Source organism: Aeromonas sp. 61P, from assembly GCF_051919545.1.
Lineage (GTDB): Bacteria > Pseudomonadota > Gammaproteobacteria > Enterobacterales > Aeromonadaceae > Aeromonas > Aeromonas veronii.
Genome location: NZ_JBQBEL010000001.1, coordinates 1,399,275 through 1,412,005, shown reverse-complemented (window position 1 = coordinate 1,412,005; position 12,731 = coordinate 1,399,275). Strand labels below are relative to the sequence as shown.

General features: G+C 61.8%; 8 protein-coding genes and 1 pseudogene. 6 read left to right on the top strand and 3 right to left on the bottom strand.

From position 1 onward, the window contains the following. The first annotated feature begins 1 nt into the window (after nucleotide 1). Nucleotides 2-829 carry an ABC transporter substrate-binding protein gene (locus ACTG2O_RS06905; RefSeq protein ID WP_439975509.1) on the top strand — a complete coding sequence of 276 codons (828 nt, stop codon included), beginning with the start codon at nucleotides 2-4 and terminating at the stop codon, nucleotides 827-829. 58 nt (nucleotides 830-887) lie between these two features. On the opposite strand, the gene tpx is transcribed toward ACTG2O_RS06905, so the two are convergent. Then, the gene (tpx, locus tag ACTG2O_RS06900) at nucleotides 888-1,388 is read right to left on the bottom strand and encodes a thiol peroxidase (protein ID WP_151286196.1); all 501 of its coding nucleotides are present in this window, start codon (nucleotides 1,386-1,388) and stop codon (nucleotides 888-890) included. Between the two features lie 184 nt (nucleotides 1,389-1,572). On the opposite strand from tpx, the pseudogene ACTG2O_RS06895 reads away from it, so the two are divergent. Next, a pseudogene (locus ACTG2O_RS06895) lies at nucleotides 1,573-4,037 on the top strand (zinc/cadmium/mercury/lead-transporting ATPase). Nucleotides 4,038-4,232: 195 nt separating this feature from the next. On the opposite strand, the gene pulA reads toward ACTG2O_RS06895, so the two are convergent. Continuing rightward, nucleotides 4,233-8,267, bottom strand: a complete 4,035-nt coding sequence (gene pulA, locus ACTG2O_RS06890) for a pullulanase-type alpha-1,6-glucosidase (RefSeq protein ID WP_439975508.1) — start codon at nucleotides 8,265-8,267, stop codon at nucleotides 4,233-4,235. A gap of 263 nt (nucleotides 8,268-8,530) precedes the next feature. On the opposite strand from pulA, the gene ACTG2O_RS06885 reads away from it, so the two are divergent. Next, a complete protein-coding gene (locus ACTG2O_RS06885; protein WP_181269257.1) occupies nucleotides 8,531-8,944 on the top strand; it encodes a hypothetical protein in 414 nt (137 codons plus the stop codon). A 47-nt stretch (nucleotides 8,945-8,991) separates the two neighbouring features. Here ACTG2O_RS06885 and dmeF read toward each other — a convergent pair whose 3' ends face one another. Continuing rightward, nucleotides 8,992-9,957, bottom strand: coding sequence for a CDF family Co(II)/Ni(II) efflux transporter DmeF (gene dmeF, locus ACTG2O_RS06880; RefSeq protein ID WP_203119323.1), 966 nt, complete (start codon nucleotides 9,955-9,957; stop codon nucleotides 8,992-8,994). Between the two features lie 71 nt (nucleotides 9,958-10,028). Between dmeF and ACTG2O_RS06875 the strand changes: the two genes are divergently transcribed. The 3 genes from ACTG2O_RS06875 to ACTG2O_RS06865 all read left to right on the top strand — a co-directional run bounded on the left by ACTG2O_RS06875 (nucleotide 10,029) and on the right by ACTG2O_RS06865 (nucleotide 12,723). Further along, the gene (locus ACTG2O_RS06875; RefSeq protein WP_005340299.1) at nucleotides 10,029-10,304 is read left to right on the top strand and encodes a metal/formaldehyde-sensitive transcriptional repressor; all 276 of its coding nucleotides are present in this window, start codon (nucleotides 10,029-10,031) and stop codon (nucleotides 10,302-10,304) included. A gap of 127 nt (nucleotides 10,305-10,431) precedes the next feature. After that, the gene (locus ACTG2O_RS06870; RefSeq protein WP_236285435.1) at nucleotides 10,432-11,628 is read left to right on the top strand and encodes an amino acid aminotransferase; all 1,197 of its coding nucleotides are present in this window, start codon (nucleotides 10,432-10,434) and stop codon (nucleotides 11,626-11,628) included. A gap of 162 nt (nucleotides 11,629-11,790) precedes the next feature. After that, nucleotides 11,791-12,723 carry a LysR family transcriptional regulator gene (locus ACTG2O_RS06865; protein ID WP_439975507.1) on the top strand — a complete coding sequence of 311 codons (933 nt, stop codon included), beginning with the start codon at nucleotides 11,791-11,793 and terminating at the stop codon, nucleotides 12,721-12,723. Nucleotides 12,724-12,731: the final 8 nt, after the last annotated feature.

The following is a 12,731-nucleotide window of genomic DNA, read 5'->3' as shown; positions in this document are numbered from 1 at the left end:
CATGACCAGACATATCCCCCTTCTGCTGCTCGTGGTCACCCTGCTCGGCAGCGCGACTCTCGGCCTGTCGCAGACTCCGGAGAACAACGCTGCCCCCGAGCCGTCTAAACCTGTGCGCATCCTCAATGCCCACCTTGGCGAGCTGCCGGGGCTGATCAATGCCGACAAGACAGGCCCCTTTGTCGATCTGGTACACGCCATCGATGACCTCTACCCCGATGTAACCATCAAGATCACCATCTACCCCATCGCCCGTGCCATGGCTGGGGTGATCTCCGGCAAGGCTGACCTGGGGCTGCCCGCCATCCGCAACCTCAAGGATATCGATATGCTGGCTTATCGCTTCAGTACCCGCAGCTTTGGCAAGGTTGCCCATGTGATTTACAGCAATACCGCCTATCCGGTCACCACGGATATGGCCTACGGCATAGTGCCCACCAAACGGGATCTGCTGATCGAGGCCGTTCCCGACTATATGCCCTTTCCGGTGCAGCGCTCGATGAGTATCGAGCAGTCACTGCGCAAGCTCTCACGAGGCCGTATCGACGCCTTTGTCTGGGCACAAGAGGAGGCCGACCTGATGCTCAAGCAGCTGGGGCTGACCAATATCAGGCGAGAATTTTTCGGGGATTTCGAGGATGTCTTCATCATCCAGAAAGGGGCAGCAGGTGATGAGATGGACGAATTTCTCCGCCAAGCCATTGCTCAGCTGGCCGCCACCGGCAAACTGGCCGAGATTTACGAGAAGATCCACCGCCCCTATGTGGAGTGGCAACCCTCCCCAGCCGCCAAGGTTGAACCGGCAACCACCCCGCCCGCTACGCCCTGAACGGACAATTCCCACATAAAAAATCCCGCCGAAGCGGGATTTTTTATGGATTGCAGCCTTACAGCGCGGCCAGCGCCGCAGCGTAGTTCGGCTCGTCGGCCACTTCGGCGACCAGCTCGCTGTGCAGCACCTTGTTGTCACCATCCAGCACCACGATGGCGCGAGCGGTCAGACCGACCAGCGGACCAGAAGAGAAGGCCACGCCGTAATCTTCCATGAAGGCCGCACCGCGCAGGGTGGAGAGGGTCACTACCTTGTCCAGACCTTCGGCGCCGCAGAAGCGGGACTGGGCGAACGGCAGATCGGCGGAGATGCACAGCACGACAGTGTTCTCCAGCGCGCTGGCCTGCTCGTTGAACTTGCGCACAGAGGTCGCGCAGGTCGGGGTATCGACGCTCGGGAAGATGTTCAGGATTTTGCGCTGACCGGCAAAGCTTGCCAGGGTCACGTCGGAGAGATCCTTGGCCACCAGGGAGAAGGGCTTGGCTTGCTCACCGGCGACCGGGAAGTGACCAGCGACGGAAACCGGGTTGCCTTGCAGAGTGACTGAGTTGCTCATGTGTTATGTCCTTTATTGGTGTAGTAAAAATCCGGGTGATCAGTATAGGGGCGGCGAGACCAGACAAACACCCGCGAAGACAAGGGATATAAAGGGGTTGACCTTGGACTTAACACCAAGGTTTAGACTCCTTCTCGGTAATCAGGGATCTCGCAGGGGCGGGATCCATCAAGAGGGACTCATCATGAGCAAATCCTGCTGCAATCATCAGCACGCCGCCCCCATCAAGGCCGTCAGCAAGGCGACCCCCGGCCAGAGTGAGCATCACCACGATAGCCACTGCTGCGACAACACCACGCCCGTCAGTTGCTGTTCAAGCCCGACGCCTCATGAGCACGCATCCCGTGACGGCAATGAATCCCCCGGGGATGAAGAGCCTCCCCGAGGGGGCTGTCACGATAAAGCGTGCTGCAGCGCCCCCTTATCGCCAGCTCACGATCATAAACATGAGCATGAGCATGAGCATGAGCATGAGCACGATATGCCCCCTGCCGACCCGCTGGTTGCGCCTGCGCAAGGCAACAGCCGCCACAGCTGGCAGGTATTGGGGATGGATTGCCCCAGCTGCGCCCGCAAGATCGAGACCGCCGTCAGCCGCGTCAACGGAGTCCAGCAGGCACGCGTGTTGTTTGCCACCGAGAAGCTGGTAGTGGATCTGGCCCCCGGCCTCTCCCCCGATCCCGTCACCGCCGCAGTGCTGGCCGCCGGTTTCCAGCTCAAGGGGGAAAGCGCTGACAAGCAGGCAACTGGCCGCAAGCAAGCTTCACAACAGCCCCTGCAAGGCAATCTATTCGGTAACTTTTTGGGCAAATATTGGCAGCCCCTGTCACTGGCCGGCCTGATGCTGGTCGCCGCCCTGCTGCCGAAAGAGTTCGGTCAGCCGCTCTTTACCCTGGCGACCCTCTGGGGGCTGTGGCCTATCTCCCGCAAGGCGTGGGCGCTGACCAAAAGCGGCTCCCCCTTCGCCATCGAGACCCTGATGACGGTGGCCGCCGTGGGGGCCCTGTTCCTCGGCGAAACCGCCGAAGCGGCCATGGTGCTGCTGCTCTTTATGCTGGGGGAACATCTGGAGGCCTACGCCGCCGGACGCGCCCGTGCCGGAGTGACCGCCCTGATGGCGCTGGTGCCTGACAAGGCGCTGCGCATCCGTACCACTGCCGAGGGCGAGGTGCGGGAAGAGGTCGCTGCCGATGAGCTGCGTCCCGGCGACATTATCGAAATCGCTCCGGGTGCCCGCTTGCCTGCCGATGCTCGTCTGCTCGACGCCCTCGGTGCGTTTGACGAGAGCGCCCTGACCGGTAATCCATTCCGGTGGAACGTCGCCAGGGGGACAAGGTGCCAGCCGGTAGTCTGGCTGCCGATCGGGTGCTGCGCCTTGAGGTGGTGTCCGAACCCGGCAACAACGCCATCGACCGCATTCTGCACCTCATCGAGGAGGCCGAAAGCCAGCGTGCCCCCATCGAGCGCTTTATCGACCGCTTCAGCCGCTGGTACACCCCGGCCATGATGCTGGTTGCCCTGCTGGTGGTGCTGGTACCGCCCCTTGCCTTCGGCCAGAGCTGGGACGAGTGGATCTATCGCGGGCTGGCGCTGCTGCTCATCGGCTGCCCCTGCGCGCTGGTCATCTCCACCCCGGCAGCGGTTACCTCGGCGCTGGCCGCGGCCACTCGTCAGGGGGCACTGATCAAGGGTGGTGCTGCGCTGGAGCGACTGGCCCATATCGACACCGTCGCCTTTGACAAGACCGGCACCCTGACCCTGGGCAAGCCGCAACTGACCGAGCTGGTGAGCCTCAATGGCCAACCGGAGACCGAGTTGCTGGCACTGGCGGCTGCCATCGAGCAGGGCTCCCACCACCCGCTGGCCCGCGCCGTGGTCGCCAACGCGACTGAACAGGGGCTGACGCTGGCGGAGGCTCGCGACTTGCGCGCCCTGCCGGGCATGGGTGTTGAAGGGCGCATCAACGGCGAGCTGTGGCAACTGCTGGCACCGAGCCGGATAGCTACGCTGAGCAAAGATCAACAGGCCCAGATTGCCATGCTGGAGAAGCAGGGCAAGACGGTGGTCGTGCTCTGCCAGAGCAGCAGCGAACAGGCTCTGCCGGTGGCCCTGCTGGCCCTGCGAGATCAGATCCGGCCGGAAGCGGCAGAGGCGCTGCAAGAGCTCAACCGGCTCGGCCTGCAGAGCATCATGCTGACCGGGGACAACCCCCGCGCCGCCGAGGCCATCGCCGGTGAACTGGGGATGGGCTGGCGCGCCGGCCTGTTGCCGGAGGGCAAGGTCGATGAAATCGCCAAGCTCGCCAGCTCGCAGAAAGTCGCGATGATCGGCGATGGCATCAACGATGCCCCCGCCATGAAGCGGGCCAGCATCGGCATCGCCATGGGTGGTGGCACCGATGTGGCGCTGGAGACCGCTGATGCGGCGCTGACTCACAACCAGCTCGGCGGTATCGCCGCGATGATCCGCCTCTCCCGCTCGGCGCTGGCCAATATTCACCAGAATATAGCGCTGGCACTGGGGCTGAAGGCCATCTTCCTGGTCACCAGTCTGCTCGGCATCACCGGCCTGTGGATCGCGGTGCTAGCCGATACCGGCGCCACCGCGCTGGTCACCGCCAACGCCTTACGACTGCTGCGCAAGCGCTAAGCCAGCCAAAAGCCGTCCCCCAACCGGGACGGCTTTTCATTTTCCTCTCATTTTTCTCACGGCTCCCCGTAAAAGAAAAAGCGCGCCTGCCGGTCGGCAGTCGCGCTTTGCTTACTCTCTCGGAGTTATCCCACCCTTGGCAAGGTGGAATTCAACCCGGGGGCGCCGAGCCATCCCCCGGACTCAATGGCTTGCTTACTTGACGCTGCACTCCTGAATGACGGCAGTACCCGCCTTGACGCCAGCCGGGTCAACCTTCACCAGCACACTCCACAGCCCCTGCGGCAGGGTGATGCTGTTATTGGCACTGCCCCCCTTGGAGAAGGCGAACGAATAGCCGGTTTCAGCGTTCACCGCGCCGCCACCGTTGAGCAGGTACTCCTTGTTCCAGTCCTCGTTGGCGACCTTGAACTCGGTGCTGCCAGCGTAGTTGAACGCCGCCTGATAGATGGCGAGATCGCCGTCCATCCCCTTGTAGCTCAGCTGGTACTGAGGTTGGGCTCCCCAGCCGGAGAGCTCACCCTTGACGAACAGGTTGTAGCCGAGCGGATTGCCCACCACCGTCTCCAGCACCTTGCAGCTCTGCACCGGCTCGGTGAAGCTGACGCTCAGGGTCGGTTTGTCCTTGTTCATGGCGGTGAAGACAAACTTGTAGCTGCCTGCCTTGGCCAGATCGACACCGATATTGCCGGTTTCTCCCCCCTTGCAAAGGGTCAGCGGAGTGCCGACCACCAGCTTGTCACCGGCGTTACAGCTGCCGTAGTTGACCGGCCCCCAGCTGGCGTCAGCGATCTTGACGCTGGTTGTACCCAGCTTGTCGGTGCTCACCTCGGTAGTGAACTCGTACATAAAGTTGCCGCTGAAGGTCATCTGGTTGGTGTTACCCCACTCATCGAGGAACCCCTTCAGATAAACATCGGTGTTGCCAAACGGTGGCAGGGTACTCAGGTCGGTTTTCTTGCTGACTGGCAGGCCCGCGCCCTGTGCACCAGACTGCGGCTTGACGAACACAGCGGCCGACCAGGCCCCCAGCGTCAGGGTACCGCCACTGACAGCGGCATCGCGGGCAATGCTGTTGTTGGCGTGGTGAGCAGAGCTCAGTTGCAGACCGCTCAGGTCGATGGGCTGATCGTTACCGTCACGGAAGTCGCCGATGCTCTGGCTCTGGTTGCTGGCGTTGATCATCACCACCAGACCGTCGATGGCCGGATCCAGATCCCCCCCGGCACTGACGCCATCATCCACCGTCATGACGATAAGGCCGGGCACCTGATCCGGGCCGGTATTGCGGAAGTCGACCCGCTTGATCACCTCGGCGCCACTGCCCAGACGCAGCAGGCGGGAAGAGTTGCGCAGCTCCGCCAGCTCCTGATAGAAGCTCACCATCTGCGCCATCTCGGCCGAGCCCGGCTTGGCATGCTTGCCGAGCACCTGCTCAATCAGCGGATAGTTGTCGCCATCCTTGTCCTTGCGCGGCAACCCCTTGTCGAAGTTGTTGTCGCCCAGGGTGTAGTCGACCTTGTTGTACCAGTCGCCCGAGTCATAACTGTCCCGCTCCATGGATTTGGAACGCAGCAGCTCGACACCGGCGTGGGTGAAGGGAATGCCCTGACCCAGCATGGCGGTCGCCAGCGATACTCCCTGCATCCGTACCAGATCGGCACTGGCAGGCGCCTTGTAGATCAGGTTGTCGAACAGGGTCTGGTTGTCGTGCTTGTCGACATAGTTCTGCACCTCCACCGGATCCTGGGCATAACCGGCGCTCTGACCGTTGTAGTCGATCTCGGCCCCCTTCTTCGGCATGCCATCCTTGTCGGTCAGCACGAACTCCTTGAGGTTGCCCGCCATACCGAGCCGCACCAGATCGGACTGGTGCAAGGCCGTAGCCAGATCCACCTTGCTCATTTCGTTAGGATCGACGAAAGCACCGTTGCCAAAGCCCTGGGTCTTGCGAATGGTATCGCCACCGTCGAACGGACTGCCGCCGCGCACCGCATCGCGCAAGCGGTCCGAGAAGGAGCCGATACCGGTGCCGCCCAGATGCTTCTGGGTAGCCTGCACGAAGCGCTTATCATCCTGCACTTCGCCGAAGTTCCACCCCTCGCCGTAGAAGTACATCTCGGGATTGACCTTCTTCACCGCGGCCAGCGCCTGAACCATCTGATCTTTCGGATGGTGGCCCATCAGGTCGAAGCGGAAGGCGTCGATCTTGTAGTCGCGCGCCCAGGTGACCAGAGAGTCATCCATCAGCTTGGCAAACATGGCGTGTTCCGGCGCCGTGTTAGAGCAACAGGTGGAGTTCTCCACCGAGCCGGTCTCCGGATTGAGGCGCTGATAGTACCAGGGCACTATCTTGTCGAGCACCGACTTGGGCCCCAGGCCCGCCTCGTTGGTGTGGTTGTAGACCACATCCATCACCACGTTCATGCCGATGTTCTGCTTGATGGCCTTGACCATCTCGCGGAACTCCAGAATACGTTTGGTACCCTCGGCGTTGGTAGCGTAGGAGCCTTCCGGCGTGGTGTAGTGGTAGGGGTCATAACCCCAGTTGAAGGAGTCGACGCCGCGCAGATAGCCGGAGAGCTCCTGCACCTGCGGATTATCCTTGCTGTCGCCCCCTTGCAGGTCGGCCAGCACATCTCCCACGGTCTGACCGCCACCACAGTAGCCGCCAAATCTGGATGTTTTCACATCCGGATTGACCTTACAGAGCTTGCTGAAGTCATCGCCGAGATTGGCCACCTTGGCCGGATCCTCGTTGACGGTGGCGATATCGAACACCGGCAGCAGGTGCAGGTGGCTGACGCCACTTTTTGCCAGCGCTTTCAGATGGTTGACCGGTACAGAGTCAGGCTGGGTCAGGCCGACAAATTTGCCGCGCTTCTCTTCATCGGTGGAGGCATCGTTACCGGTCAGGTCGCGAACATGGGCCTCGTAGATGGTGATGTCGGCGGGGTTCTGCTGGCTGTGAGGCGCCTTGAGGCTGTCCCATCCTTCCGGTTTCAGGGCCGGATCGTCGAGATCCACTACCTGACTGAACTCGGAGTTCATCGCCAGACTCAGGGAGTAGGGATCGGTCACCTCGTAGCGCTCGACCTTGCGGCTCAGCGGGTGGTAGACCTCCATGTCGTAGCGGTAGAACTGGCCGCTCAGCTCGCTGCCCCCTTCGTAACTCCAGCTGCCGCTGGCGCTGTCGAAGGTCATCGCCACTTCACCACTCTTCTGGTGGCTGGCGTTGTAGAGGGCCAACTTGACCGACTTGGCGGTCGGCGCCCAGAGGCGGAAGGTCACCCGGTTTCCCTCTACCACTGCGCCATAGCTGAGCTTGGTCGCCTCGGGAGCATAGAGCGCATCGAGGGCGCCGGCGCTCTGCACCAGGGTGGCTCCTTGCAGGATACCGTCGGCATCGGTGCCGATAGCCACCAGTTCCCCCTTGAGCAGGGGCTTGAGATCTTTCCCGGCTGGCAAGGCAAAAGCGGCGGCATCCTTGAGATGCGGATATTTGGCCTGCTGCTCGGCAGTCAGGCCGGTCGCGGTCAAGCTGATATAGGGGAAATCGAACACCCCATCGGCATTAGCCTTGATGGTGCCCGAGTCGCTGTAATAGAGGCGAACGTGGGGCTTGTCCTTGCCCCCTTGCCAAATCAGGGTATTGCCATCGATAAGATGAGCGCTGGCCCCCGCCACGCCAAAGGCGGCGGTAAAGGCTTCGGCACGGCTGCCAAACAGATCTTTCTTGCCCGCGACGATAGCCACGGTGCGATCCGGGTGCTCACTGAAGATCACCTTCATATCGCTGCCGGTCAGGTTGGCCAGATCGCCGTTGCGAGCGATAAAGTTGATGCACCCTTCCACCTTGTTGAGCGGAACAACCCAGGCCGGACCAAAGCTGTCGGCGGTGGCTGGTGTCTTGCTCTTGTCATCCCAACCGGTATTCAGGCCGCTATCAGCGGTAGCGTTACAGGCGTCGTTGTTCCAAAGGTGCAGGCTGTGACTGTCAAACGGAGCCTTGGCCCCTTTGGCTGCCGACTGGGTATCCACCAGCGCAATGACTACCTCGTTGGGACCTGCTTGCAGCAGCTCCTTGGGGGGATCCATCTTGGGCAAGCGAGCGACAGGTCCATCAGAAGGTTCAGGTGTAGAAGTAGATGTGCCGTTGTCATTACAGCCAGACAAAAGCGCGAGCAGTGAGGCTGTTACCAGCGCCACTTTGGTCTTTTTCATATCCATATTTTTATAATTCCCGCTGTAGTTAGTCTCGATAGTCGAGCACCCGGTCATTGTCAGGCGGTGCCATATTAATCAGCGGCAATCGATTCAAATGTGAGCGAAAGGGCAAAAAAACCATCCAGTTTCAACAAGATAACGTTTTCAGACTGAAACTTCGATCCGGCTCACAGACCTCGCGGCCATTTGGCCTCATATCTGGAAAACGGCAGTCACCGGGTCGGGAAAAGCAATGTCTGATCAAGTGGATAGACAAGGAGTAAGCAATGAAACGGATTGAAGAGCAGGCAAGACGACTCGATCAGGAGTATCAGGCGATCGGGCAGCTGTTCGACCAGTTCTGCCAGCAGGCTGGCGCCCTGGCCGAGCAGTATCACTTCTTCAACTGGCCCGATTATGAAGACTCACCCCCGCTGAGCCGCGCCTTCACCCTGCTGGGGGAACCCCGCGAACTGCGGCTGCGCTGTCAGCCCGGTGAGCGCTCCGCCCTCAATGGCCTGATCCAGGTAGTCTCGGAGGATGGCACTATCGATGCCAGCCTCGGATTTCGCGCTGATGGCCAGTTGCTGCTGGAGTCGGGCAAACTGCTGGACAACCCGCCCGGACTGCTGCTCAAGCTGCTGCTCGGCGCGGTGTGGCAACACAAGCCCCTGGATGAAATCACTGGGCAGCCGCACTGACATCAGGGAGCCAACGGCACTGAAACCAAGGGGGCCAACGGCCCCCGTTATTTATCCTGTTCGCTGGCGATCTCGATGGTCACATGCACCAGCTCTTCATGGATCGCCAGCCGCTCGCGGATCTGTTGCGCCGGTAGCGGATTGAGCATCAGCAGAGAGAGCACGCAGGCATACTGCTGCTGACCTACCCGCCAGACGTGCAGATCGCGGATATCAGTGCCCGGCAGCTCGGCGATGACCTCGCGGATCTCCGCCACCAGCGGGGTATCCATCTCGGCATCCAGCAGCACCCGACCGGAGTCGCGCAGCAGACCCCAGGCCCACACGGCCACCAGTCCGGCCCCCACTATGCCCATCAGCGGATCCAGCCAGTCGGCCCCCCACAACATACCCCCCACCAGCGCCAGAATCGCCAGCACGGAAGTGGCCGCATCCGCCAGCACGTGGATATAGGCGGCGCGCAGGTTGAGATCCTGATGGCCGTGGTGATCGTCATGGTCATGATGATGATCGTGGTCGTGATGCTCATGATGGTGGTCATGCCCATGGTGATGATGGCCGTGATCATCCTTGAGCAGCCAGGCACAGGCGAGGTTTACCAGCAGCCCCACCAGCGCGATAGCGATCGCCTGTTGATAGTGGATTGGGCTGGGATCGAGCAGCCGGAACACCGACTCGAACAGCATCAACCCGGCCACTCCCACCAGCAACAGGGCGCTGGTGAAGCCACCCAGCACCTCGATCTTCCAGGTGCCGAAGCTGAATCTGTGGTCGCGGGCAAAGTGGCGGGCGGCGCGATAGGCCAGCACCGAGAGACCGAGCGCCAGGGCGTGGGAGCTCATGTGCCAGCCATCGGCCAACAGCGCCATGGAGTTGTAGAACCAGCCGCCGCCAATCTCCGCCACCATCATGATGACGGTCAGCAATACGGCCCAGCGGGTCTTCTGTTCGGCCAGCGGATTGCCCTCGTGGATGACGGGTTGATGGCAGTGTGATTGAGCGAGGGATGACATGGATTTCTCCTGAGAGCGACGATGCAATATACTATACCCCAGTATAGTTTTATTGATCGAGAGGATCCGTCATGTCCCACACCATTCACGACAAAAAGAAGCTGCTGGCACGGGTGCGCCGCATCAAGGGACAGGCCGGTGCGCTGGAGAGCGCGCTGGAGCAGGAGAGCGACTGCACCGCCATTTTGCAGCAGATCGCCGCCATCCGCGGCGCCGTCAACGGCCTGATGCTGGAGGTGCTGGAGGGGCATATGCGCGAGCATCTCGGCGCCCCCGATGCCACCCCGGCCGAGCGATTGGAGGATCTGGATCAGGTGGTCAGCGTCCTGCGATCCTATTTGAAGTAAGCAGGATCGCGGCGCCATCCCTTCAGGCTCGACCAGCGTCGGGCTTGAGCCACCGCCAGCTTTGCGCCATGATGTCCAGCCCGGCTGACCGCCGGTTTTACTGGACAGTCAATTTCAAGGATCCCCCATGTTTGAACACGTCGATGCCTATGCTGGCGACCCCATCCTGACGCTAGTCGAGACCTTCCACAAAGACACCCGCGAGCAGAAGGTGAACCTGGGGATCGGCCTCTACTACGACGAGCAGGGCCGCATTCCGCTGCTGCCGTCGGTGCAGCAGGCCGAAGCCCAGCGCGCCGCCGCCCCGGCCCCGCGCCCCTACCAGCCGATGGAAGGCGCCGCCAACTACCGCACCGCAGTGCAACACCTGCTGTTTGGTGCCGACCATGAAGCGGTCAAGGCGGGACGTATCGCCACCATCCAGACCATCGGCGGCTCAGGCGCGCTGAAGATCGGCGCCGATCTGCTCAAGCGCTACTTCCCGACCTCCGAGGTGTGGGTCAGCAATCCGACCTGGGACAACCACAAAGCGATGTTCGAGGGAGCCGGCATCAAGGTGCATGACTACCCCTACTACGATGCGGCCACCGGTGGTGTGCAGTTCGATGCCATGATCGACTGCCTGAGCACCCTGCCGGCCAAGAGCATCGTGCTGCTGCACCCCTGCTGCCACAACCCGACCGGGGTGGATCTCTCCCGCGCCCAGTGGGATCGGGTGATCGCGCTGGTGGTCGAGAAGAACCTGCTCCCCTTTATGGACATCGCCTACCAGGGCTTCGGTGACGGGCTGGAAGAGGATGCCTACGCCATTCGCGCCATGGTGGCTGCAGGCGTCAGCTTCTTCGTCAGCAACTCGTTTTCCAAGAACCTCTCCTTCTACGGCGAGCGCTGCGGCGGCCTGTCGGTCATCTGCAAGGATGCCGAAGAGGCGAGCCGGGTACTGGGTCAGATGAAGGCCACCGTGCGTCGCAACTACTCAAGCCCGCCCACTCACGGTGGCCAGATCACCGCGGCTGTGATGAGCCAACCCGAGCTGCACGCCATGTGGGTCGATGAAGTGACCGAGATGCGCACCCGCATCAAGGCGATGCGCCAGAAGCTCTACGAGGTGTTGAGCGCCAAGGTGCCGGGCCGCGATTTCAGCTACTTCATCAACCAGCGCGGCATGTTCAGCTACACCGGCTTCACGCCGGAGCAGGTTGACAGACTGCGCGAAGAGTTCGCCGTTTATCTGGTGCGCTCCGGCCGCATGTGCGTGGCGGGCCTCAACAGCCGCAACGTCGACTATGTGGCCGACGCCATGGCGGCCGTGCTCAAGGGCTAATCCGCACCAGCCCCGCTTTGGCGGGGCTTTTTGTCTGTTGCGTTCGCAGTCACCTCTTGAGGAGTCTGCTCACCCTCCCCCTGCTGTGAGAGAATGCCAGCAGGTCACGCTGAATCTCCCTGATTCCAAGCCTGTTTATCTTCATCAATTTCAGGAGCCACTATGGATCTGATCGCTCTCTCTCGGCTGGGAGGTCGCCATCTGGTCACCCTGCACCTGTTGCTCGACAACCAGAGCGTCACCCGCACCGCTGAGCGGCTCTGCACCACACCTTCCACCGTCAGCAAAACCCTCAACCAGCTGCGGGATCTGCTGGGGGATCAACTGCTCTACCGCCAGGGCAACCAGCTGCTGCTCACCCCCATGGCCGAGCGACTGGCCCCCACCCTGCATCGACTACTGGGGGAGCTGAACGGCCTCACTCGCCAGAACGCCTTCAACCCGCAGCAGTGGCAGGGCACATTGCGGCTGGGATTGCGCGAGAGCGTGATGACCTGGCCGGTGGGCCCCATTCTGGGTCAGCTGATTAAAGAGGTGCCGGGCATGGTGCCGGAGATCTGGAACAAGGATGAGCAGGGGCTGGAGGCGCTGGCAGCGGGCAAACTCGACTTCGTGATCCTGCCTCATGACCAGAGCCAGCCGTTGCCGCGCCAGCCCGGGCTGGTGTGGGAGACCCTGCGGGAAGAGAAACTGGTCTGCCTGCTGCGCAAAGACCACCCCGCGCTGGCCAAGCCCTGGGATCTCGATGCTTATCTGAGCTGGCGCCATATCGCCATCCGGGATCAGGAGCTGGCCAACCCCTTCTTCGAGCAGAGCCTGGCCCAGCAGCAGATGCGTCGCCAGATTGGCGCCACCCTGCCCGATTTTGCCAGCGCGGCGGCCCTGCTACCCCAGACTGACCTGATCCTCACCGCCATCGGTGGCTGGGCGGCCTGCATGGCCAGTCAGCCGGATCTGGTGATGCGTCCGGCACCGTTCGATTACGGCAAGGTGAGTCACAGTCTGGTCTGGTATGGCCCGGCCGGTGATGGCTCGGCCCGTCACTGGTTCCGCCAGCGGATCCTGCAACTGGGTCGCGAATTGATTGAGCCCTGAGCCGGGCG

Bases quoted from the DNA above. Each gene is read 5' to 3' on its own strand.
- ACTG2O_RS06905 (WP_439975509.1), top strand. From the start codon at position 2: ATGACCAGACATATCCCCCTTCTGCTGCTCGTGGTCACCCTGCTCGGC.
- tpx (WP_151286196.1), bottom strand. From the start codon at position 1,388: ATGAGCAACTCAGTCACTCTGCAAGGCAACCCGGTTTCCGTCGCTGGT.
- pulA (WP_439975508.1), bottom strand. From the start codon at position 8,267: ATGGATATGAAAAAGACCAAAGTGGCGCTGGTAACAGCCTCACTGCTC.
- ACTG2O_RS06885 (WP_181269257.1), top strand. From the start codon at position 8,531: ATGAAACGGATTGAAGAGCAGGCAAGACGACTCGATCAGGAGTATCAG.
- dmeF (WP_203119323.1), bottom strand. From the start codon at position 9,957: ATGTCATCCCTCGCTCAATCACACTGCCATCAACCCGTCATCCACGAG.
- ACTG2O_RS06875 (WP_005340299.1), top strand. From the start codon at position 10,029: ATGTCCCACACCATTCACGACAAAAAGAAGCTGCTGGCACGGGTGCGC.
- ACTG2O_RS06870 (WP_236285435.1), top strand. From the start codon at position 10,432: ATGTTTGAACACGTCGATGCCTATGCTGGCGACCCCATCCTGACGCTA.
- ACTG2O_RS06865 (WP_439975507.1), top strand. From the start codon at position 11,791: ATGGATCTGATCGCTCTCTCTCGGCTGGGAGGTCGCCATCTGGTCACC.